The organism is Streptomyces mesophilus (assembly GCF_040300965.1).
Classification (GTDB): Bacteria; Actinomycetota; Actinomycetes; order Streptomycetales; family Streptomycetaceae; genus Streptomyces; species Streptomyces mesophilus_A.
Genome location: NZ_JBEPEW010000105.1, coordinates 1 through 19,987, shown reverse-complemented (window position 1 = coordinate 19,987; position 19,987 = coordinate 1). Strand labels below are relative to the sequence as shown.

The following is a 19,987-nucleotide window of genomic DNA, read 5'->3' as shown; positions in this document are numbered from 1 at the left end:
TTCAGGCCTTTCGGTCGGCACGTTCGGGTTCGCCCCGGCCTTCATGTGCGGGCTCGTCCGGCCAGTTGCGCAGCAGGGCGTCGAGGGCGTCCACGATCCGCGCCCATGTCACCGACGAGTCCGGTGCGCTGTGGCTGAAACCGCCGCTGAGTTCGAGGCTCACATAGCCGTGGAAGGTGCCGCCCAGGAGCCGTACGGCATGGGTCTGTTCGGATTCCGGCAGGTCGTATCCGCGCAGGATCGCCCGGGTCATCTGGGAATGCCGCACGCCGGCGCTCGCGGCTGCCGTCTCGGGGCTGAGGCGCAGCTGGGCGGCCGCATAGCGGCCCGGATGCTGGCGCGCGTAATCCCGGTAGACGTCGGCGAAGGCGGCAAGGGCGTCCTTGCCCGAGCGTCCGGCGAGTGCCTCCGCCGCGCGGTCGGCCATCTCCTCGAGCGCGAGGAGGGCGATACGGGTCTTGAGGTCGTGCGAGTTCTTCACGTGCGAGTACAGGCTCGCGACCTTCACATCGAAGTGCCGTGCCAGCGCCGACACGGTCACCTGCTCGAAGCCGACCTCGTCGGCGAGCTCCGCGCCGGCCTGCGTCAGCCGCTGCGGTGTCAGCCCTGCACGTGCCATCCGTCGGCCTCCTGGTGTGGTCCTGCCGTGTCGCCGTGCCGTATACCTCACCCATTATGTATTTGCCTAAGGGTTTTAGGCAAATTACGATCGCCAGTATGAAGCCGCTGACCGAAAAAGAGATCCGAGCCGCGTTCGTGAACTGTTCCAAGGGCGAGGCGAAGCGCCTGAACCTGCCGCGTGACCTGGCAGAACGCCCCTGGGACGACCTCGACTACCTCGGCTGGCGCGACCCGCAGGCGCCGGACCGTGCCTACCTCGTCGCCGAGGTCGACGGTCGTCCGCAGGGCCTGGTCCTGCGCGGAGCCCCGCACGTGGCGGGGCAGGCGCGCCGCAGTATGTGCCGGATCTGTATGACCACCAAGGAAGGCGGGGTGACCCTGATGGTCGCCCCCTTGGCGGGCCCGGCAGGCAAGCAGGGGAACTCGGTGGGCGTCTATCTGTGCACCGACCTCGACTGCTCGCTCTACGTCCGCGGCATCAAGCAGGTGGAAGGCATGATGAAGGTGCCCGAGAGCCTCACCGTCGAGGAGAAGATCGCCCGTACGGTCGCCAATCTCGAAGCCTTCCTGGCGAAGGTCACCCACTGACCCGGCGGGGGTGGTGACGCGCCTTAAACTCGCCGGATGGCAACGTACTTCGACGTCCACCCGGACAACCCGCAGCGTCGCACCATCTCCACGGTGGCCGACAGCATCCGCGGGGGCGCGCTCATCGCGTATCCGACCGACTCCTGCTACGCGCTGGGCTGCCAGCTCGGCAACCGCGACGGCATCGCCCGGATCCGCACCATCCGCCAGCTCGACGACCGGCACCACTTCACGCTCGTCTGCCAGGACTTCGCGCAGCTGGGCCAGTTCGTGCACATCGACAACGACGTGTTCCGCGCCATCAAGGCGGCCACGCCCGGCAGCTACACCTTCATCCTGCCCGCCAGCAAGGAGGTGCCGCGGCAGCTGATGCACCCGAAGAAGAAGACCGTCGGTGTACGCATCCCCGACCATGTCGTCACCCAGGCCCTCCTCCAGGAGCTCGGTGAACCGCTCCTGTCGAGCACGCTGCTGCTGCCCGGCGAGGGTGAACCCCTCACCCAGGGCTGGGAGATCAAGGAACGCCTCGACCATGTCGTCGACGCCGTCCTGGACTCGGGCGACTGCGGCACCGAGCCCACCACGGTGATCGACTTCTCCGACGGCGACGTCGAGATCGTACGGCGCGGGGCCGGCGACACCTCCCGCTTCGAGTAGGAGCCGGTGCCCGGCGGGCGCACGCCGCCCCGGCTGTCACGTCGGCGGGGCGGCGGAGGTACTCCCCACGCCCGACCGGGCGTGACCGCCGGAGATGCGGGTGACGTGATCTGGCCAATCGGACGTCTGGCCGTGCGCGGTGCGCCGTTCCGCCACACGATGGCAGTCAGACCGCCGGCCGGAACACCTGGAGCGCGTCATGGCAGCAGGCTGGGACCCGCGAACGCCCATGGAACCCGCATACGAAGGCGAGTGGCTGCCCGTCTTCGACCTGCACGCGGACGGACGGCAGCGTCGCTGGACGGTACTGCTGCGATGGCTGCTGTTGCTGCCGCAGTTCATCGTGGCCGCGCTGCTGTCCTTCGCGGCGTTCTTCGTCACCATCGCCGGCTGGTTCGCGGCCCTGGTCCTGGGGCGGCTGCCCGACTCGATCTACTCCTTCCTGGCCTCGGTCCTGGCCTACCGGACCCGGGTCGGCGCGAGCGCCCTGCTGTTGGTGGACCGCTATCCGCCGTTCTCGTTCGCGGCCCCCGACTACCCCGTGCAGATCGAGGTGCGCCCCACCGAGCTGAACCGGCTCGCCGTGCTGTTCCGGCTGATCCTGGGGATCCCCGCGGCCATCGTCATCGCGCTTCTCCAATACGGCTGGGCGGCGATCGGCTGGATCCTCTGGCTGCTCGGCATCATCCTGGGCCGGCTGCCCGCACCTGTCTTCAAGGCCACCGCGGCCATGGCCCGCTACCAGCTGCGCACCTCCGCCTACTTCTCCCTGCTCACGCCCGCGTACCCCAAGCACCTGTTCGGTGACACCCCGGCCCCGCAGGAGGAAGCGCGGTCGGTGACCCGGCCGCTGCTTCTGGACACCGGCGCCAAGGTCCTGCTCGTGCTCTTCCTGATCCTGGGCCTGGCCGGCCACGTCACGCAGAACACCCTGGTGACCTACGACGGAGATGAATCGACCACGTCGAGCTCTCCCTGACAGGAGCTGGGCTACGCCGTCTTCGGGCGGCGACGTGGGTACCTGCCGACGGCCATGTCCGAATGTGACAGGCAGTCGTCATTGCCGCCATCGGGACCGCGGGCGAGGATGGGGGACATGCCCCTCAAGCACCGAGTCGTCATCGCGGTCTTCCCGGATGTCGACCTCCTCGACGTCACGGGACCGGCCGAGGTCTTCTCGCTCGCGAATCGCGTGAGCGAGGGCCGTGCCGGTTACGAGGTCCGGCTCGCCGGACCCGCGGCGGGAGAGGTGACCACCTCGGCAGGCGTACGGGTCATCGCCGATCTCGGCTTCGACGAGGTGGACGGACAGGTCGACACCCTGCTCGTACCGGGTGCGGTCGACTACACCGACGAGGGGCCTGTGGCCCGTATCGACCCAGACATCGTGGCCTGGATCGAGAAGACCGCGCCGCACTCGCGGCGCGTCGCCTCCGTGTGCGTGGGGGCGCATCTGCTCGCGGCCGCGGGGCTTCTGGACGGCAAGACGGCCACGACCCACTGGACGACAGCCGCCCAGCTGGCCGCCGACCACCCCGCAGTCACGGTCGACCCGGACCCGATCTTCGTCCGTACCGACCGCGGAAGGCTGTGGACGGGCGCCGGGATCAGCGCCTGCCTCGACCTCTCCCTGGCCCTTGTGGCGGAGGATCTCGGCGAGGACATCGCCCTCGCCGTGGCGCGCCAGCTCGTGATGTACCTCAAGCGCCAAGGGGGACAGAGCCAGTTCTCCGTACCCCTGAGCCGTCCGGCCGCGGCCCGGCGCGATATCGACGAGCTGCGGGTGTGGATCGCCGACCACCTCGATCAGGACCTGTCCGCGGAGGTGCTCGCCGACCGTATGTGCCTCAGCGAGCGGCACTTCGCCCGGGTCTTCAAACAGGAGACCGGACAGAGCCCGGCCACCTATGTCGAGGCCGCCCGGGTCGAGACAGCGCGCCGTCTCCTCGAGACGACCGACGACGCGCTCGACCGCATCGCCGCGGCGGCCGGGCTCGGCTCCGCGGAAACCCTGCACCGCGCGTTCAAACGGCAACTGGCCACCACACCGGCCGGATACCGGCGCCGTTTTCGCACCAGTTCCCCCTGAGCGCCCCGCGCTCCTACGACCTGCACCCACCCCGGCGGCACGGCGGACGGCTTCGCCCTGCCCACCCCTTGGCGTACGGCTTCGCCCTGCGACACCTTCATGAAAGGAACCCCATGACTCAGCCCTCCAAGTCCCTGCGCGAGGTCGTCGGACTCGGCAACGAGCTGCCGAAGCTCGCCGATTCCATCGTCGTGATGATCGACTTCCAGAACACCTACCGCACCGGCGTCATGGCGCTCGAAGGCGCCGAAGAGGCCCTCGCGGCCGGCGCCCGGCTGCTCGAGCGTGCCCGGGCCGCCGGCGCTCCCGTCGTCCACGTCCTCAACGACGGCGGCGAAGGCACCCCGTACGACATCCGCGCCGAGATCGGTGCCATCAGCGACGAGGTCGCCCCGGCCGAGGGCGAGGCCGTCGTGGTGAAGGGCTTCCCGAACTCCTTCCACGAGACGAACCTCGGTGAAGTGCTCACCGGCCTGAACGCCGCCCCGGGCAGCGGCAAGAACCTGATCATCGCCGGGTTCATGACCCACATGTGCGTCAACTACACGACCCAGGGCGCCTTCAACCTCGGCTACAGCCCCACGGTCGTCGCGGAGGCCACCGCCACCCGCAACCTCACCGCCCCCGACGGCTCCGTCGTGCCGGCCGCCGCGCTCCAGTCGGCCGCGCTGACCACGATCACCGACCTGTTCGGCACCGTGGCGCCGACGGTGGACGCGCTGCAGGCCTGAGCCGTACGAACGGTGGGGCGGACCCGCCCCACCGTTCACCGGGATCAGGCCACCGCGGTCCCTTCCAGCTCCACCAGCAGGTCGGGGATCGCCAGCCGCGTGACCCCGAGCATCGTGGTGGCGGGCGCCACCTGGGCCGCCCCCAACCGTGCCGCCAGCACGCCGTAGTGCTCGAAGAGCCGGTCGACGTCGGTGGTGTACACATTGAGCCGGACCAAGTGGGCCAGCGTCATACCGGCCTCCCCGAGCACCGCCTCCAGATTGTCGAGGCTCAGCGCCAGCTGCGCCGCCATGTCACCGGCGTGCTCGGGCTTGCCGTCCTTGCTCATCGCGGTCTGTCCCGAGCAGTACAGGGTCCGGGTGTGCCCGATGACGAGTTCGCCCTGGTTGTACCCCAACTCCCCGGACCACGCCCACGGGTTGACCGCCGTTCGCTCCACGCCCACATCAGCTCCCATCGAGTTCTCCTCCTCGTGCGGTGCCGAGCCTGCCAACCATTCATGACATCCCCTGTCATGTATTTGATTAGGGTTCCGGCATGCGTGCCGACCGCTTGGTGTCCCTGGTGCTGCTGCTGCGGCAGCAAGGACGCATGTCCGCGGCCGCGCTGGCCGAGGAGCTGGAGGTCTCCACGCGCACCGTGCTGCGCGACATGGAGGCGCTGTCCGCGGCCGGCGTCCCCGTCTACGCGGAACGCGGCCGGCACGGCGGATTCGCGTTGCTGCCCGGATTCCGTACGGAGCTCACCGGACTCAACCCAGACGAAGCACTCGCGCTCCTTGTCGCCGGATCGCGGCGCGGCGCCCAGGCCTTCGGGCTCGGCTCCGCGCTCGCCTCGGCGATGCTCAAGGTGGTCGACGCGCTGCCCGCGAGCTATCGGGACACGGCATCCGGCGTGGCCGAACGCCTCCTCATCGACCCCGAGACCGACCTGCTCTCCCGCCGGCGGGTCGACGACGAGGTGCCGGACGCCGTGGCGGCCGAGGTCCTGCGCGCCGTGCTCTCCGGACACCGGCTGCGCATCCGGTACGAGGCCGCCGACCAGGAGCCCGTGTGGCGCACCGTGGACCCGATCGGCCTGGTGACCATCCGAGACCGCGGCTACCTGCTGGCCGCGCGATCCGGCGAGGACCGCACGTACCGGCTGTCCCGGATCCTGGCGGCCGAAGGAGTCGACGAACCCGCATCGCGACCGGACCGGGTCGATCTCGACCGGGCCTGGCAGGAACGCAGCACGCGGTTCCGCGCCGGCGGCGACCAGGTCACCGTGCGGGTACGGGTGGATCCGGCGCGACGCGAGGAACTGGTCGGCACCGCCGTCGCCGTCCTCGGCGAAGAGGGCGGCGCGGACGGCTGGTTGCGCCTCGACGTGTCCTTCCAGGACGCGAGGCACGCGCAGTGGGCGCTGTGGCAGCTCGGCACACAGGCGGAAGCGCTGAGCCCGCAGTGGCTGCGCGACCGTCTGCAGGAACGCGCCGCCGAGCTCGCGAGCCGTTACGCGCCCTGACGGGTCCAGGGCCTGTCTTGTGGATCAGGCTCTAGCGCCGGATGAGCCCCAATTCCGCCGCGGTCGCCACGGCGGACGTACGGGAATCGACGTCGAGCTTGGCGTAGACGCGGGCCAGATGGGACTTGACCGTGCCCTCGGTGAGGTGGAGCCGGCGGCCGATCGCCAGGTTGGACAGGCCTTCCGCGACCAGGGTGAGGACTTCCGTCTCGCGCCGGGTCAGGGCGACGGCAGGGGTGCGGAGCCGGTGCATCAGACGGTCGGCGACCGCGGGGGCCAGGATGGTGCGGCCCGCGGCAGCCGTACGTACCGCGGCGGCCAGATCCTCCGGAGGCGCGTCCTTGAGGAGGTAGCCGGTCGCACCGGCCTCGATGGCGGGCAGGGTGTCGGCGTCGGAGTCGTATGTGGTGACGACCAGGACGCGCGGGGCGTCCGGGCGCGCGGTGATCAGGGCGGTGGCCTCCGCGCCTCCCATTCCCCTGCCGAACTGCAGGTCCATCAGGACGACATCGATATCGCCTGCGGCCGCGCGGACGACCGCGTCCTCGGCGGTGGCCGCTTCGGCCACCACCGCGAGTCCCGGTTCGGTTTCGAGGACCGCGCGCAGCCCTGCCCGTACGACGGGGTGGTCGTCGGCGAGGAGCAGGCGGATGGGGGTGTCGGTCATGGGCGGACCTCCGGCTCGGTCCGGGCGGGCGGGGTGAGGGGCAGCCGGGCGGTGAGGGTGGTGCCCCGGCCCGGAGCGGAGGTGAGGGTGAAAGTGCCGCCCAGTGCGCGGGTACGGGCCCGCATGGCGGACAGTCCGTAACCGCCGAACTCGGGGTCGGGCAAGGGGAGTTGGCCGGGGTCGAAGCCGCTGCCGTCGTCGACGGCCTCGAGAGCGACCTGGCCGTCGAGATAGCTGAGCGTGAGGTCGGCTGTGGTGGCCTCGGCATGGCGCACGGTGTTGGCCAGGGCGGACTGGGCGATCCGCAGCAGGGCCACCTCGTGCGCAGTCGGCAGCGGTACCGGTGTGCCGAGGAGATGGAAGCGTGCGGTGACCCCGCCGTGGGGCGCGGTGCAGAGCCGCTCCAGCGCACCGGCGAGCGTGCTGCCGTCGAGGGAGGGCGGGGCGAGGGCGGCGACGAAGCGGCGGGCCTCGGCGAGGTTGTCCACGGCAGCCTGCCGTGCCTGGTCGACGTAGCGGGCCGCGTTGTCGGGTGCCTGGGGGAGGGCGCGTTCGGCGGCGCGCAGCAGGAGTTGGATGCTGGACAGGCCCTGCGCCAAGGTGTCGTGGATCTCGCGGGCCAGCCGCTCGCGTTCGGCGAGCACGCCCGCGGTGTGCTGCGCGGTGGCGAGGTCGGCGCGGGTCGCGGTGAGCTCCTCGATCAACTGGCGGCGTTGGTCGGACTCGCGGTACAGGGCCTGGTAGCCCCACACCACGGCGACCGCCACGGCCGCCCCGAGGGCGGGTCCGATCGCCATGGCTGCGCTGAACGCGTCCTGATGGGCGGCGAACGCGGCGATCGACGCCAGCGCGGTGACGACCACTGCGGCGAGGCCCGCACGCCGTGGCAGCAGGTGCAGCTGGAGGAAGTACAGCGGAAAGGCCACCCAGATCCCGTCAGGAGTCAGGGCAAGCAGCGCCAGCCAGATCGCGCACACACAGGCCAGCCACCACACGGCAGCCCGCCGGGAGCGCTGAACGGATGGCAGCAGCGGGCCGGCCGCGTAGACCAGGGCGCACACGACCGTCACGGCGACGATCACTGCGGCATGCGGCCGGCCGTCGGTCACGGCCCGTACGGCGGCCAGGGCCAGCAGGGCGACCACGAGCAGGTGCAGACACCAGGTCAGGGTCCGGCTGGTGGGGGTGAGGGGGAGGTCGGCGGCGTTCACAGTCCTCCCAGCGTAAGGAGGCGGGCGGCGACGGGCCTCCATCGAAAGTTACAACTCGCGTGGCGCCTTTCGGTCCGTGAACTGACCTCGCCCGGCAGATGTCCCCGCAGCGGGCGGCGACGAGGGTGGAGTCACCACCGAGTCGGCCGCTCAGCCGACCGTCGAGTCCCTGACCGAGCCCGCCGTTCAGCCGACCGTCGAGTCCGGACCGGGCCCATCGCCTAAGGAGGCAGGCAAGTCCGTGTTCGTCGCCTGGAGAGATCTGAAGTTCGCCAAGGGGCGGTTCGCCCTGATGGGCGGGGTGATCGTGCTCATCACGCTGCTCGTCGGGCTGTTGTCCGGCCTGACCGCCGGTCTGGGACGGCAGAACATCTCCGCGATCACCGGGCTGCCCGTCGACCGGATCGCCTTCCAGGCCACCGGCGCAGGACAGGACCTGTCGTACGCGAACTCCAGGGTCACCGCCGACCAGTGGCAGCAGTGGGCGAAGGTCCCCGGCGTCACCGCCGCGGACCCGCTGGGCATCACCACCACCAAAGCCACCGCAGGCCAGAAGAGCACGGGCGTCTCCGCCTTCGGGGTACGGCCCGGCTCGACGCTGGCCCCCGACGGCAGCCGGATCGACGCACGCTCGGCCGTACTGTCCACCACGGCCGCCGATGAACTCGGCCTCGAGCCCGGCGACACCTTCACGCTCGCCGGACAGGAGCTGACGGCCGCCGCCGTACGAGGCGACGCCTCCTTCAGCCACACCCCGGTGATCTGGATCAGCCTCGACATCTGGCAGCACACCGCACCGGCCGCCGACGGCGAAGGAACCGGCGCCACGGTGATCGCGCTGGACACCCACGAAGGAGCCGACCTCGCGGCCGCCGACCGCACCGCCGGCACCGAGACGGTCTCCAAGGACGCCTCGCTGTCCGCGATCGGCTCGTACACCTCAGAGAACGGCTCGCTCCAGCTGATGCGCGGATTCCTGTTCGCCATCTCGGCGTTGGTCATCGGCGCCTTCTTCACCGTCTGGACCATTCAGCGCAGCGCCGACATCGCCGTACTCAAAGCGCTCGGTGCCTCCACCGCGCATCTCCTCAAGGACGCACTCGGGCAGGCCTTCGTGCTGCTCACCGGCGGCACCCTGATCGGCACGGGCCTCGCGGTGGCCTTCGGCGCCGTGGCCGCCGCGGGGGAGGTGCCGTTCGTGCTCACGCCGACGACGGTCCTGGCCCCCGGCGCCGTGATGATCCTGCTCGGCGCCCTCGGCGCCGCCCTGTCCGTCCGGCGCATCACCGCCGTGGACCCGCTGACCGCCCTGGGGAGCGCCCGATGAGCCTCGAACTGACCGACATCACCCTCACGTATCCCGACGGCGCATCCCGCCTGACCGCGCTCGACCAGGTCACCCTGCACGTGCCGGCCGGCAGCCTCACCGCCGTGGTCGGCCCGTCCGGTTCGGGCAAGTCCAGCCTGCTCGCCGTCGCGGCCACCCTGATCACCCCCGACCAGGGCACGGTCACCATCGACGGGACGTCCACGACGGGCATGAAGCGGGCCGAACTCACCGAGCTGCGGCGCCACAGGATCGGCATCGTCTTCCAGCAGCCGAACCTGCTGCCGTCCCTCACCGCCGCCGAACAACTCCAGGTCATGGCCCGGATCGACGGCCGCAGTCCGGCCAAGGCACGCACCCGCGCCCTCGAACTCCTCGACGCGGTCGGCCTTGCCGACCAGGCGCGCCGCCGCCCCCACCAGCTCTCCGGAGGCCAGCGCCAACGCGTCAACATCGCCCGCGCCCTGATGAACGACCCGACCGTGCTCCTGGTCGACGAGCCCACCAGCGCCCTCGATCACGCACGCGGCGCCGCGGTCATCGACCTGATCACCGAGCTGACCCACCGGCAGGCCACCGCCACCGTCCTGGTCACCCACGACCCGACGCATCTCGCGGCGGTGGACCAGATCGCGGAAGTGCACGACGGGCGCCTGCGCGTGCCCTGCCGATGAGTCCCCAGCCTTTCGTTGCGGTGCGCCGAAGCCGTCAGATGGAGAAGCGCTCCTTCTCGAGCAAGGGGCGCACCCGCGAGGCGAACCCGCCGGTACGGAAGGGGCGTTGCAGCAGACCGGTCCGGAGTTCCTGGGCGAGGGCAGCGGCGACCATGCCCTGGTCCAGGGCGAGGACGAAGTCGCTGACCCGGCCGGTCGTGACATCGACCGAGTCACGGAAGCCGTACGTGTGGTCGTAGGCCCCGAAGTCCCGGTCGAGCGCCCTGAGGTTGGCGATCGCCTCGCCTCGCGCGTACGGGAGCGCGAGGAAGGAGGCGTGCGGCGTCACGACGCCGAGGGAGTTGTAGCCCTCCTCCTGCATGCCGATCGCGTCGACGCCGTACTCGCGGTAGCCGCCCTGGGGGATGTTGGCGGGGGAGAAGCCCCAGTAGCCGTACTCGGCCTCGTCCATGCCGTGCTCGATCTGGCTGCGGACGAACCGGGTGTGGGTCAGGCCCCACGAGCGCGGCGACCACTGCGCCTCCGGCACGAACAGCGGCACCATCAGGGCCTCGAACATCGACCCGCCCCAGGTGGGCACCAGCTTGCGGCCCCGGTAGGTGTAATGCCCCTCCCACACACGGACGCCGTCGATCGTGACGTACGAACCCGCAGGCTCCTGCTCCTGCCCCATGCCGGGCAGCAGCGTGCGGAACACATGCCAGTAGTGCTCGGACGGGATGCAGCCGTCGGCGATGCCGAGGTAACTGGCCATCCTGGGTTCGGTGTTGAGGGCGCCGTAGTGGTGGCCTGTCGGTTCGCCCTTGCCCGGCTTGTCCGGCCAGTAGCCGCCGCGCAGCTGGCCGGGTCCGGCCACCGGGTCGGCGGGGTCGTACGGCGTGTAGTAGTACGACCAGTCGGCGTCGGCGAGCAGCCGCGCGACGCGGGGACGCAGCGAGGGGGCGGCGTCGGCGGCGATGCGCAGGCCCGTCACGAGCCAGGCGTTGTCGACCGAGGAGAGGAACGGGCGGACCGTCTCACCGTTCTCCGGCCAGGTCGTCAGGAGTGAACCGTCGTGCGCGTCGTACCAGTTGAACCAGAAGCCGTGCGCCCGCTCCAGCTTCTCCACCGCGGTGACCGTGCGGGTGAGTCGGCGCTCCATCTCCTCCTGGCCGATCACCCCGAGCCCGCCCGCTGCGGCCGTCGCCCAGAGCCCGCAGCCGATGTTCGTCGGAGAGGTCTGCACCGACGGTACGGGGGCACCGGCCCCGCTGACGTCGATCTTGTCCGTGACGAGGCCGAAGTCCGTGGTCATCGCCTCGATCGAGCGGTGCGTTGAGCGGAACCAGGTGCGCAACAGGGCCGCGTCGGAGCGGGCCGGGGAGGCGGTGGCCGCGTGGGCCGGGCCGAGCGTGAGGGCGGCGCCGCCGGCGCCGGTGGCCATGAGGAACGTACGACGATCCATGAAGTCCTCCGAAAGGGCGGATATGGAAGGGCAGTTCGTGGTGCTGGTGCTGGTGCTCGTGCGCGTGCTTGTGCTCATGCGGGCAGCGGGCGGGGGCCGGCGCCCATCGCGGGCGTCGGCCCCCGCCCGTGTGCGGGCCTGCGGGGTCAGGTTGCGCAGGCCCTCGGGACCGGGACGGCGGGGTGTGTGCTCCCGGCCCCGTACGCCCCGGAGCGGCCTAGGGGCGTCGCTCCGGGGCGGGTCGTGGTGCGGCGGACGCCCGGGCGAGGGGCGTGGCAGCCGCGGACCGTCGGGATCAGAGGCGAGGCAGCCCCTGCTCGCGACCCAGACCGCCGAGCCAGTGGGCGGCCGGCTTGGGGGTGCGCTCGAAGGTGTCCTTGTCCCAGCCGATCAGCCCGAAGGTCGCCTTGTACGTGCCCCACTCGTAGTTGTCGAGCGCGCTCCAGGCGAGGTACCCGCGTACGTCGATGCCGTCGACGAGGCAGCCGGCCACGGCGTCGAGCGCACCGGCGTAGTAGTCGATGCGGCGCTGCTCGTCACCGGTGGCGATGCCGTTCTCGGTGACGATCAACGGGGTGCCGGGGCCGATGAGTTCGGCGGTGTGCCGGATCGCGTGCCCGACCGCCTCGGGGTAGTACTCCCAGCTCGTCAGCGTCCGCTCCGCGTCGTCCGGCGCGGGCACCGGACCGTCGGCGCCGATCTTCGTACGGGTGTAGGACTGCACGCCGATCCAGTCGTCGCCGCGCGCCGCCTCGATGAAGACGTCCTCGCGCGGGGCACGGTAGGCGGCCGTGACCTCCTCGGCGCCGGGGAGGGCCTGGTAGACCTGGTTGGCGATGGTCCAGCCCACCTGGATCCCGGGGTTGATGGAGCGCACGGCCTTCACGGCCGCGTGGTGCGCGGCGATGACCGCGTGCGTGGTCTCCTCGTCGGGGAAGGGCAGCCCCGCCGGCGGGAAGCCCTGCTCGCCGCGCTTGGCGAGACCGGCCATCACGGCGATCATGTTCGGCTCGTTGATGGTGCACACATGCCGTACGCCCTCGGCGATGATGGGCGCGCACTCCTCGACGTACCGCGCGAAGAGCTCCACCGCGCCGTCTGCGGTGAAGCCGCCGAGGTCCTCGAACCACTGCGGGATCGTGAAGTGGTGCAGCGTCACCATGGGCCGCAGACCACGGGCCAGAGCACCCTCCACCATCCGGCGGTAGTGCGCGATCTCGGCCTTGGAGAAGTGGCCGCGCACGGGCTCGATCCGCGCCCACTCGACGCTGAACCGGTAGTCGGTGAAGCCGAGTTCGGCCAGCAGGTCCATGTCCTGCTCCCAGCGGTGGTAGCTGTCGCAGGCGTCCAGGCTGGGCTCGGCGATCTTCGCGGCCGGGTCGTGCTCCTTGCGCCACCAGTCGCTGTTGACGTTGTTGCCCTCGATCTGGTGGGCGGCGGTGGAGGCGCCCCACAGGAAGCCGTCGGGGAAGGGCGTGCGGGCAGGGGTGGGCGTCATGGTGGTGCCTGTCTTTCTGCGTACGACGCGTACGAGGAGGTACGAGGGGGAAGGGACCGGGCGCTACTTGAGGCCGGCGGTGGCGATGCCCTGGGTGAAGTGCCGCTGGAGGACGGCGAAGACGACGAGCACGGGCAGGACGACGAGCAGCGAACCGGCCATGAGCATGCCGTTGGCGCCGCCGACCGTGCGGTTGGGATCGTTGGCGAAGGTCGCGAGGGCCACCGGGAGGGTGTACTTCTCGGGGTCGTTGGTCGCGATCAGCGGCCAGATGAAGTTGTTCCACGACCCGAGGAACGTGAAGATCGTCAGCGTGGCGAGGGCCGGCTTGACCAGCGGAATGACGATCCGCCAGAAGATGTACCACTCACCGGCGCCGTCCATCCGCGCCGCTTCGAGCAGCTCGTCCGGGATCGCCTGCATGAACTGCCGCATCAGGAAGACACCGAAGGCCGCCGCCGCGAAGGGCAGAACGAGTCCCGCGTAAGTGTCGAGCAGGTTCAGCTGGTTGATGAGCACGAACAGCGGCAGCACCATCAGGTTGGCCGGCACCATCAGCGCGGCGAGCACGATCCCGAAGACCTTGGAGCGGCCGGTGAAGTTCAGCTTTGCGAGCGCATAGCCGAGCATCGAGCAGAACAGAAGATTGCATACGGTGACCAGGACCGCGACGATCACCGAGTTCAGGAAGTACTGCGGCATGTCCAACTGGTCGAGCAGATCCCGGAAGTTCTGCAGCGTCCACTCGGACGGCAGCCACACCGGCGGGCTGGCCGTGAGGTCCTTCTTCGTCTTGAAGGCGCTCAGCGCCATCCAGAGGAAGGGCGTGGCCATCACGAGCAGACCGAGCGAGGCGACCACGTACAGGGCCGGCTTGCTCATGCGGCGCTGACCACGGCGGCGCTTCGGGGCGGCCGTGGGTGCGGCGGGTGCGGCGCTCATTTCGTGTTGTCCTTCATCAGTCGCAGCTGCAGCACCGTGATGGCCATGATCACCACGAAGAGGACATACGCCATGGCGCTCGCGTAGCCCATGTTGAAGAAGCTGAAGCCCTGCTTGTACATGTCGAGCGACACGGTCAGCGTGGCGTCCGAAGGGCCGCCCTGGGTCATCACGAAGGGCTCCTCGAAGACGTTGAGATAGCCGATCGTGGTGATGACCGTGGTGTACAGGAGCGTCGGGCGCAGCAACGGCACCGTGATCCGGCGCAGTTCCTGCCAGGCGTTCGTCCCGTCCAGGCGGGCCGCTTCGCGGACCTCCGCCGGGATGGCCTGCAGACCGGCGATCATCAGCACCATCACGGTGCCCAGGTTGCGCCATACGGCCATCGCGATCAGGGACGGCATGGCCCAGGTCTCGGAGCCGAGGAAGTCCGGTGCGGTGAAGCCGAGTTCAGCGCCGAGGCCGGCGATCAGGCCGTCGGCGGGGTCGAGCACGAAGCGCCACACGATCGCCACGGCGACGATCGTCGTGACCACGGGGGCGTAGAAGCCGACGCGGAAGAACGTACGGGCCCGGTCGATGCCGTTGTTGAGCAGGATCGCGACGAGCAGTCCGAGACCGATGGTCAGCGGGACTCCGACGACGACGAAGTAGGCCGTGTTGAACAGGGCCCTGAGGAACTGCTCGTCGCCGAAGAGCTTCACGTAGTTGTCGAAGCCGACGAACTCGGCCTCCAGCGGACGTCGGACATGACGCTGCCCGAAGTCGGTGAAGCTCATCAGGAGCGTCGCCACGATCGGGAAGAGCATGAAGACGCCGAACAGCACCAGGAACGGGGTGGAGAACAGCCAGCCGGCCAGATTCTGCTTCCCCATCGAGCGTTTTCTGCGCCGCCCGCCGGGGCCGTCGGGCGCGCCGCCCGGGGCCTTGACGGCCCCGGACCGTGCGGGGGTGGGTGTCGTGGTGGACATGGTCCGTCCTTCGGGCTTCCGGCCTGCGGTCCCGCATGTGCCGGGGTGGAGTGTGACGTCGCGCGGCGGTGGTCCGCCTGCTGCGCCTACTTCGCTACGAGGCCCTCGATCTCGCCCTGGGCGGCGTCGAGTGCGCTCTGGGCCGAGGCCTTGCCCTGGACGACCTTCTCGATCGCGCTGTCGATCTTCGAGGTGATCTCGGTCCACTTGGGCTGGGCCGGGGAGACCTTGGCCGACTCCATCTGGGTCTTCCAGATCTGCATGTTCGGATCCGTGGCGAGCTCGCCCGTCTCCCAGGCGTTCACGTTGGCCGGCAGGTCCTTGGTGCGCTTGTACCAGTCGGCCTGGCCCTTGGCGTCCGTGAGGTACTTGATGAACTCCTCGGCGGCGGCCTTGTGCTCGCTGTCCGCGGAGATCGTCAGCGCCGAGCCGCCCGCCATGGAGGCGGAGGTCTCGTCGGCGGGCACGTTCGCGACGGCCCACTTGCCCTTCAGGTCCGGGTAGTTCTCGTCGATCAGGCCCATGATCCAGGGGCCGCCGAAGAACATCGGCACGGAGCCGTTGTTGAAGTCCTTCGTCACGTCGTAGCCGGGACGCACGGACTTCTCGCTCAGGCCCTTCTCGAAGTAACTGCCGTAGTTCTCCAGCGCCTTGACGGCCGCGGGGCTGTTGGCGACGGCCTTGCCGTCCTTGCTGACGATCTCGCCGCCGGCGGAGTACAGGAACTGGTAGAAGCTCTGCACGGTGTCGAGCCCGCCGGGCTGGATCGACAGGCCCCACTTGGTGCCGGCCTTCTTCTGGTACTTCTCGGCGGCCTGCTGCAGCTCGGCCATCGTGGCCGGCGCCTTGTCGACGCCGGCCTTCTCCGCCAGGTCGGTGCGGTAGAAGAGGACTCGGGTGTCGACGTACCACGGAACGCCGTACGTCTCGCCCTCATACTCGCCCTGCTGCCAGCCGGCCGGGAAGAAGTCCTTCTTCTGGAAGGTCTTGGTGTCGACGGGCTCGAGGGCGCCCATGTCCGCGAACTCGGTCATGTAGCTGCCGCCCATCTGCATCACGTCGGGCAGCTTGCCGGCCGCGGCGGCGGCGACCAGCTTCTGGTGGGCGACGTCCCAGCCGATCGGGGTCACCTTCACCGTGATGTTCGGGTTGGCCTTCTCGTAGACCTTCGCGACATCGGCGAGCTTCTCGCCCTCGGTGCCCATCGCCCACACGCTCAGCGTCTGCTTCGAGTCCGCCGAGGCTTGCGAACCGCTCGATCCGCCGCAGGCGGTGAGGGTCAGCGCAGAGGCCAACGTGACGGCCACGGCAGCTGTGGTGGCGGCGCGGTTCATGGACGGCTCCTCTTCGAGCGTTTCCGATGTATGCGCTGTCTGTAAGCGCATACATAACTCTGTGGCAACCACTCGGGATGTGACAAGAGGGGTCTTGGTCACACTCCCGTAACGGGAGGGCGATGCTGCTAGTTGTTTGCTAAACGAAACTACCTGGCGGGTGCCGCTCCAGGCGAACCGCCGGTGCCGCGGTGGGCTGGGCGTCCGGGGTGACGAGCGGGGCATTCGCGGTGCCGGGCTGGGCGTCCGGGGTGACGAGCGGGGTACCCGTGGTGCCGGGCTGGGCGTGCGGGGTGGCGAGCTGGGCATCCGCGGTGCCGGGCTGGGCGTCCGGGGTGACGAGCCGGGCATCCGCGGCGGCGAGTGTGGTGGCTAGGGTCGAGCGCGTGACCCGCACCCCTCTCGCCTTCACGCACGACTTCCCCTTCGACCCGTCCTACGGCAGCACGCTCGACGACCTGCTCGGCATACCGGTCCCCGCGGCGCCGGCGGACTTCGACGAGTTCTGGCGCGAGCGCCATGCCCGTGCGCTTCGCGTTCGGCCCGAACCAGAGGTCGGACGCGTCGTCGAGGAGCGCGACGGTGTACGGGTCCACGAGGTCTCGTACACCTCCGTCGGAGGTGTACGCCTCGGTGGCTGGCTCGCGCTGCCCACGGCCGGCCCGGTGGAGCACGGATTCGTCATCGGCCACGGTTACGGCGGCAGGGACGAACCCGGTCGCGACCTCCCCCTGCCGCTGCCGCGGTCCGCGGCGATCCTGCCCTGCGTACGCGGGATGGGCACGCGCGGTCTGCTGCCCGGGGTGCCGTCCACGTCCGATGAACATGTCCTGCACGGCATCGCCGCACGGGAGTCGTACGTCATCGGGGAGTGCGTCGCCGATCTCTGGTGCGCGGCGACGGCGCTCCTCGAACTCGTGCCCGGCCTGTCGCGTCTCGGCTACCTCGGAGAGAGCTTCGGCGGCGGGCTCGGAGCCCTGGCCCTGCCCTGGGACGAACGGTTCGCGGCGGGTCAGCTGACCGTACCGACGTTCGGCAACCATCCGCTGCGGCTGACGCTGGACTGCGTCGGCAGCGGTGCCGCGGTGCGCCGGTACCACCGGGAGCATCCCGAAGTCGTCGATGTGCTGCGGTACTTCGATGCGGCGACGGCCGCGATGCGTATCCGCAAGCCCGTGCTGGCGGCTCCGGCCCTGTTCGATCCGGCCGTGCCGCCGCCCGGGCAGTTCGCCGTGTACAACGGCCTGCCCGAGGACTCCGGGCGTGAGCTGCATGTGCTCGAGGCGGGGCACTTCGAGTGGCCGTGCGCGGAGCGCTCCGTGGCCGAACTGGCGTCGGCCAAGGCGGAGTTCTTCGCGCGGGTGCTGGGGTGACGGGCTGATCCGGGCAGGGTTGGGGCGGCGATACGGGGGAGCGCCGGACGGTCAGCGGGCGCGGCGAGGGAGGGGCCGACGGGCGGTCGGTTCGAGGGAGCGCCCGACGGGCGGTCGGTGAGGCGGGCGAATGCCGGCTGGGCAGTCGGTGAGGCGGGCAGGCGTCAGTGGGGCGGACTTCACGGCAGTCGGCGAGGCGGGCGGACATCGGCAGGGCGGAAGGCGATGCGGGCCGACGTCAGTGGTGCGGGAGTCAGTGACGTGGGCGTCCGCGGGGTGTTCGGCGATGTGGGCCGACGTCAGTGATGCGGGAGTCAGTGATGTGGGCGTCCGCGGGGTGTTCGGCGATGTGGGCCGACGTCAGTGGTGCGGGAGTCAGTGATGTGGGCGTCCGCGGGGTGTTCGGCGATGTGGGCCGACGTCAGTGGTGCGGGCGTTCGCGGGGCAGTCGGCGATGCGGGCCGACGTCAGTGATGCGGGCGTCAGTGATGTGGGCGTCCGCGGGGTGTTCGGCGATGTGAGGCGAACGTCAGCGAAGCGGTCGTCGATACGGGCGAACGCCAGCAAGGACGTCGTCGATAGGAGAACGGTGGCCGGGCAGTCGGCGACTCGAGGGGCGGCGGCCGGAGAGCTGAAGGGGTGCTGTCCGGCGGGTCGGCGATGCGCGGGGGACCGGACCGTCGACCAGCGATCAAGCGGCCTTGCACCCGCAGCTCGCCCGTCGCACCACGGAGACCGGCAGGGTCATGGAGACCGGCTCTCCGGCGTTCTCCGGCGTCCGGCCGCCGCTGAGGCGGCGGACCAGGAGCTCCACCGCCTCCTCGCCCATCCGCCGCATCGGCTGCCGCACCGTCGTGAGCGCCGGACGTACCAAGCGGCTCAGGGTGATTCCGTCGAACCCGGTCACGGCCACGTCCTGCGGTACCCGCAGGCCCCGCCGCTCCAGCGTGTGCAGCGCGCCCACGGCCATCTGGTCATTGGCGAAAAGGAGCGCTTCGGGCCGGTCCCCGGGCCGGTCGAGAAGGGTGTCGGCCGCCCGTGCGCCCTCCGCCTGCGTCATCATCGGCACCCGCAGATCCGGTTCGGCGCCCACCGCGATCCCCGCGGCCCGGCAGGCCTCGACGTACCCCCGGAACCGCGCCTCGACGTCCGGTGACTCCTCGGCGAACCCGACGTATGCGAGCCGCCGCAGGCCGTGGTCCTCGATCAGGTGCCGGGTGAGTTCCCGCTGGCCGTCGGAGTTGGCGACCTCGATGTGGTCGAGGTGGTCCAGCTGGTTCGACTCCCGCGGTCCGGCCAGCATCACGACCGGCTGGCGGCGCGAGATGACCTCGAGGTCCTCCGTCGGTACGGTGCGGGCGAGCACCGCGAACCCGTCGACCCGGCCCGCGACCTTCGCCACGAGGCTCTCCGGCCCGCCCTTCAAGGAGGCCGCGATCAGCAGGGCGTACCCATGGCGGCGAGCGGCCCGTTCCATGCCGCGGATGATCTGGTCCGAATAGAGCATGGCGGCCTCGTCGTCGGCCTCGTCGCCATGACCGGCTTCGGCTTCGGACTCGGCGTCCGGGTCGGAGTAGTCGGGGAAGCAGAGTCCGAGGACGCCGGTGGAACGGCTGGCGAGCCCGCGCGCATTGCCGCTGGGCACGTAGCCGAGATCACGGGCGACCGCGAGCACGCGCTCGCGGGTCTGGGCGCGGACCGAGTCGGGGTTGCGGTACACCCGGGACACGGTGGCGATGGAGACACCGGAACGCTCGGCGACGTCGTACACCGTGGGGGTTGTGCTCACTGAATCGGTCCCCCGAGTCGGTCGCATGGGCGGTACGTGAATGAAAGCGCATTCATCTTAGGCGGGCCCGTGGCAGGCGGGCAAGGCGGGATCGGGGCCCCCGGCACCTCGGCCGGCGCTCACCGTGTCACCGCCGGAAGTCACGCTGACGACGCACGCAGCCGCACCAGATACGCGGCCGTCAGTGCCACGGCACGGTCCTTGTCGTCGCACAGCTCCGCGAGGGCGCCGTCGGCCGTCGTCCCGGGGATGCCCGCCAAGGCCTGGGTGAGCCGTCCGCGCGCGGGCGCCGGGGTGGTCTCGTGGCCGAGGCGTTCGACGAGCAGGCCCGCGAGCTGCTCGGCCGAGGCGGCGTCGGATGCCAGCGTGCTCAGGGTGTCGGCGGCATCGGTGTCGCGAGATCCCTGCACGATCATGTCGACGAGCACCGGGACCGCTTGGGCCTCGCCGAGCGTCCCGAGGGCGAGGGCGGCATGTCCGCGCACCGCCGGGTCGGCGTCCGTGAGGGCGCGGCGCAGCTCGGTGGCGGCATCCTCGCCGGTCAGCGCGGCGAGGCACTGAACG

Annotated in this window: 21 protein-coding genes; 9 read left to right on the top strand and 12 right to left on the bottom strand. The window is 70.4% G+C overall.

What is annotated here, in order from left to right:
* Position 1: 1 nt before the first annotated feature.
* Positions 2 to 619: a TetR/AcrR family transcriptional regulator gene (locus ABT367_RS29200; protein WP_352256279.1), complete on the bottom strand. Its 618-nt coding sequence runs from the start codon at positions 617 to 619 to the stop codon at positions 2 to 4.
* A gap of 98 nt (positions 620 to 717) precedes the next feature.
* On the opposite strand from ABT367_RS29200, the gene ABT367_RS29195 reads away from it, so the two are divergent.
* The 5 genes from ABT367_RS29195 to ABT367_RS29175 all read left to right on the top strand — a co-directional run bounded on the left by ABT367_RS29195 (position 718) and on the right by ABT367_RS29175 (position 4,686).
* Positions 718 to 1,209, top strand: a complete 492-nt coding sequence (locus tag ABT367_RS29195) for an FBP domain-containing protein (protein ID WP_352256278.1) — start codon at positions 718 to 720, stop codon at positions 1,207 to 1,209.
* 36 nt (positions 1,210 to 1,245) lie between these two features.
* Positions 1,246 to 1,866, top strand: a complete 621-nt coding sequence (locus ABT367_RS29190; protein WP_352256277.1) for an L-threonylcarbamoyladenylate synthase — start codon at positions 1,246 to 1,248, stop codon at positions 1,864 to 1,866.
* A gap of 199 nt (positions 1,867 to 2,065) precedes the next feature.
* On the top strand, positions 2,066 to 2,845 hold the full coding sequence (locus tag ABT367_RS29185) for a DUF4389 domain-containing protein (RefSeq protein WP_352256276.1): 780 nt from the start codon (positions 2,066 to 2,068) through the stop codon (positions 2,843 to 2,845).
* 117 nt (positions 2,846 to 2,962) lie between these two features.
* Positions 2,963 to 3,955 (top strand): GlxA family transcriptional regulator, encoded by a 993-nt coding sequence (locus ABT367_RS29180; RefSeq protein WP_352256275.1) that lies wholly within the window; start codon positions 2,963 to 2,965, stop codon positions 3,953 to 3,955.
* Between the two features lie 113 nt (positions 3,956 to 4,068).
* Positions 4,069 to 4,686 carry an isochorismatase family protein gene (locus ABT367_RS29175; protein WP_352256274.1) on the top strand — a complete coding sequence of 206 codons (618 nt, stop codon included), beginning with the start codon at positions 4,069 to 4,071 and terminating at the stop codon, positions 4,684 to 4,686.
* A 44-nt stretch (positions 4,687 to 4,730) separates the two neighbouring features.
* On the opposite strand, the gene ABT367_RS29170 is transcribed toward ABT367_RS29175, so the two are convergent.
* Complete coding sequence (locus ABT367_RS29170) at positions 4,731 to 5,126, bottom strand: RidA family protein (RefSeq protein ID WP_352256290.1); 396 nt, start codon at positions 5,124 to 5,126, stop codon at positions 4,731 to 4,733.
* 98 nt (positions 5,127 to 5,224) lie between these two features.
* On the opposite strand from ABT367_RS29170, the gene ABT367_RS29165 reads away from it, so the two are divergent.
* Positions 5,225 to 6,193: a helix-turn-helix transcriptional regulator gene (locus ABT367_RS29165; protein ID WP_352256273.1), complete on the top strand. Its 969-nt coding sequence runs from the start codon at positions 5,225 to 5,227 to the stop codon at positions 6,191 to 6,193.
* A 31-nt stretch (positions 6,194 to 6,224) separates the two neighbouring features.
* On the opposite strand, the gene ABT367_RS29160 is transcribed toward ABT367_RS29165, so the two are convergent.
* Together ABT367_RS29160 and ABT367_RS29155 are read right to left on the bottom strand one after the other, a co-directional pair.
* The gene (locus ABT367_RS29160; protein ID WP_352256272.1) at positions 6,225 to 6,860 is read right to left on the bottom strand and encodes a response regulator transcription factor; all 636 of its coding nucleotides are present in this window, start codon (positions 6,858 to 6,860) and stop codon (positions 6,225 to 6,227) included.
* On the bottom strand, positions 6,857 to 8,113 hold the full coding sequence (locus tag ABT367_RS29155) for a sensor histidine kinase (RefSeq protein ID WP_434975565.1): 1,257 nt from the start codon (positions 8,111 to 8,113) through the stop codon (positions 6,857 to 6,859). Before ABT367_RS29155 ends, ABT367_RS29160 begins: the two co-directional genes overlap by 4 nt.
* 199 nt (positions 8,114 to 8,312) lie before the next feature.
* Between ABT367_RS29155 and ABT367_RS29150 the strand changes: the two genes are divergently transcribed.
* Positions 8,313 to 9,398 (top strand): ABC transporter permease, encoded by a 1,086-nt coding sequence (locus tag ABT367_RS29150; protein ID WP_352256270.1) that lies wholly within the window; start codon positions 8,313 to 8,315, stop codon positions 9,396 to 9,398.
* Positions 9,395 to 10,072 carry an ABC transporter ATP-binding protein gene (locus ABT367_RS29145; protein WP_352256269.1) on the top strand — a complete coding sequence of 226 codons (678 nt, stop codon included), beginning with the start codon at positions 9,395 to 9,397 and terminating at the stop codon, positions 10,070 to 10,072. Before ABT367_RS29150 ends, ABT367_RS29145 begins: the two co-directional genes overlap by 4 nt.
* 34 nt (positions 10,073 to 10,106) lie before the next feature.
* Here the strand turns inward: ABT367_RS29145 and ABT367_RS29140 are convergent, their stop codons facing one another.
* The 6 genes from ABT367_RS29140 to ABT367_RS29115 all read right to left on the bottom strand — a co-directional run bounded on the left by ABT367_RS29140 (position 10,107) and on the right by ABT367_RS29115 (position 16,658).
* Positions 10,107 to 11,516 carry a glucoamylase family protein gene (locus ABT367_RS29140; protein WP_352256289.1) on the bottom strand — a complete coding sequence of 470 codons (1,410 nt, stop codon included), beginning with the start codon at positions 11,514 to 11,516 and terminating at the stop codon, positions 10,107 to 10,109.
* 295 nt (positions 11,517 to 11,811) lie between these two features.
* Positions 11,812 to 13,014 carry a glycoside hydrolase family 1 protein gene (locus ABT367_RS29135; protein WP_352256268.1) on the bottom strand — a complete coding sequence of 401 codons (1,203 nt, stop codon included), beginning with the start codon at positions 13,012 to 13,014 and terminating at the stop codon, positions 11,812 to 11,814.
* A 63-nt stretch (positions 13,015 to 13,077) separates the two neighbouring features.
* Positions 13,078 to 13,956 carry a carbohydrate ABC transporter permease gene (locus tag ABT367_RS29130; protein WP_352256267.1) on the bottom strand — a complete coding sequence of 293 codons (879 nt, stop codon included), beginning with the start codon at positions 13,954 to 13,956 and terminating at the stop codon, positions 13,078 to 13,080.
* Complete coding sequence (locus ABT367_RS29125) at positions 13,953 to 14,927, bottom strand: carbohydrate ABC transporter permease (protein WP_352256266.1); 975 nt, start codon at positions 14,925 to 14,927, stop codon at positions 13,953 to 13,955. The genes ABT367_RS29130 and ABT367_RS29125 overlap by 4 nt, the downstream gene beginning before the upstream one ends.
* An 86-nt stretch (positions 14,928 to 15,013) precedes the next feature.
* The gene (locus tag ABT367_RS29120; protein WP_352256265.1) at positions 15,014 to 16,261 is read right to left on the bottom strand and encodes a sugar ABC transporter substrate-binding protein; all 1,248 of its coding nucleotides are present in this window, start codon (positions 16,259 to 16,261) and stop codon (positions 15,014 to 15,016) included.
* Between the two features lie 139 nt (positions 16,262 to 16,400).
* Positions 16,401 to 16,658 carry a hypothetical protein gene (locus ABT367_RS29115; RefSeq protein WP_352256264.1) on the bottom strand — a complete coding sequence of 86 codons (258 nt, stop codon included), beginning with the start codon at positions 16,656 to 16,658 and terminating at the stop codon, positions 16,401 to 16,403.
* Here ABT367_RS29115 and ABT367_RS29110 point away from each other — a divergent pair.
* A complete protein-coding gene (locus tag ABT367_RS29110) occupies positions 16,648 to 17,634 on the top strand; it encodes an acetylxylan esterase (RefSeq protein WP_352256263.1) in 987 nt (328 codons plus the stop codon). The two genes, ABT367_RS29115 and ABT367_RS29110, sit on opposite strands and share 11 nt — an antisense overlap.
* A 691-nt stretch (positions 17,635 to 18,325) precedes the next feature.
* On the opposite strand, the gene ABT367_RS29105 is transcribed toward ABT367_RS29110, so the two are convergent.
* Positions 18,326 to 19,450 (bottom strand): LacI family DNA-binding transcriptional regulator, encoded by a 1,125-nt coding sequence (locus ABT367_RS29105; protein WP_352256262.1) that lies wholly within the window; start codon positions 19,448 to 19,450, stop codon positions 18,326 to 18,328.
* Between the two features lie 113 nt (positions 19,451 to 19,563).
* Positions 19,564 to 19,987: HEAT repeat domain-containing protein (locus ABT367_RS29100; protein ID WP_352256261.1), on the bottom strand; the 424-nt coding region annotated here is incomplete at its 5' end.

What these genes read in the sequence shown, in the direction of transcription:
- ABT367_RS29200 (WP_352256279.1), bottom strand. Translation starts at nt 619, where the DNA reads ATGGCACGTGCAGGGCTGACACCGCAGCGGCTGACGCAGGCCGGCGCG.
- ABT367_RS29155 (WP_434975565.1), bottom strand. Translation starts at nt 8,113, where the DNA reads ATGGAGGCCCGTCGCCGCCCGCCTCCTTACGCTGGGAGGACTGTGAAC.
- ABT367_RS29190 (WP_352256277.1), top strand. Translation starts at nt 1,246, where the DNA reads ATGGCAACGTACTTCGACGTCCACCCGGACAACCCGCAGCGTCGCACC.
- ABT367_RS29120 (WP_352256265.1), bottom strand. Translation starts at nt 16,261, where the DNA reads ATGAACCGCGCCGCCACCACAGCTGCCGTGGCCGTCACGTTGGCCTCT.
- ABT367_RS29145 (WP_352256269.1), top strand. Translation starts at nt 9,395, where the DNA reads ATGAGCCTCGAACTGACCGACATCACCCTCACGTATCCCGACGGCGCA.
- ABT367_RS29140 (WP_352256289.1), bottom strand. Translation starts at nt 11,516, where the DNA reads ATGGATCGTCGTACGTTCCTCATGGCCACCGGCGCCGGCGGCGCCGCC.
- ABT367_RS29135 (WP_352256268.1), bottom strand. Translation starts at nt 13,014, where the DNA reads ATGACGCCCACCCCTGCCCGCACGCCCTTCCCCGACGGCTTCCTGTGG.
- ABT367_RS29165 (WP_352256273.1), top strand. Translation starts at nt 5,225, where the DNA reads ATGCGTGCCGACCGCTTGGTGTCCCTGGTGCTGCTGCTGCGGCAGCAA.
- ABT367_RS29185 (WP_352256276.1), top strand. Translation starts at nt 2,066, where the DNA reads ATGGCAGCAGGCTGGGACCCGCGAACGCCCATGGAACCCGCATACGAA.
- ABT367_RS29130 (WP_352256267.1), bottom strand. Translation starts at nt 13,956, where the DNA reads ATGAGCGCCGCACCCGCCGCACCCACGGCCGCCCCGAAGCGCCGCCGT.
- ABT367_RS29180 (WP_352256275.1), top strand. Translation starts at nt 2,963, where the DNA reads ATGCCCCTCAAGCACCGAGTCGTCATCGCGGTCTTCCCGGATGTCGAC.
- ABT367_RS29105 (WP_352256262.1), bottom strand. Translation starts at nt 19,450, where the DNA reads ATGCGACCGACTCGGGGGACCGATTCAGTGAGCACAACCCCCACGGTG.
- ABT367_RS29175 (WP_352256274.1), top strand. Translation starts at nt 4,069, where the DNA reads ATGACTCAGCCCTCCAAGTCCCTGCGCGAGGTCGTCGGACTCGGCAAC.
- ABT367_RS29125 (WP_352256266.1), bottom strand. Translation starts at nt 14,927, where the DNA reads ATGTCCACCACGACACCCACCCCCGCACGGTCCGGGGCCGTCAAGGCC.
- ABT367_RS29195 (WP_352256278.1), top strand. Translation starts at nt 718, where the DNA reads ATGAAGCCGCTGACCGAAAAAGAGATCCGAGCCGCGTTCGTGAACTGT.
- ABT367_RS29160 (WP_352256272.1), bottom strand. Translation starts at nt 6,860, where the DNA reads ATGACCGACACCCCCATCCGCCTGCTCCTCGCCGACGACCACCCCGTC.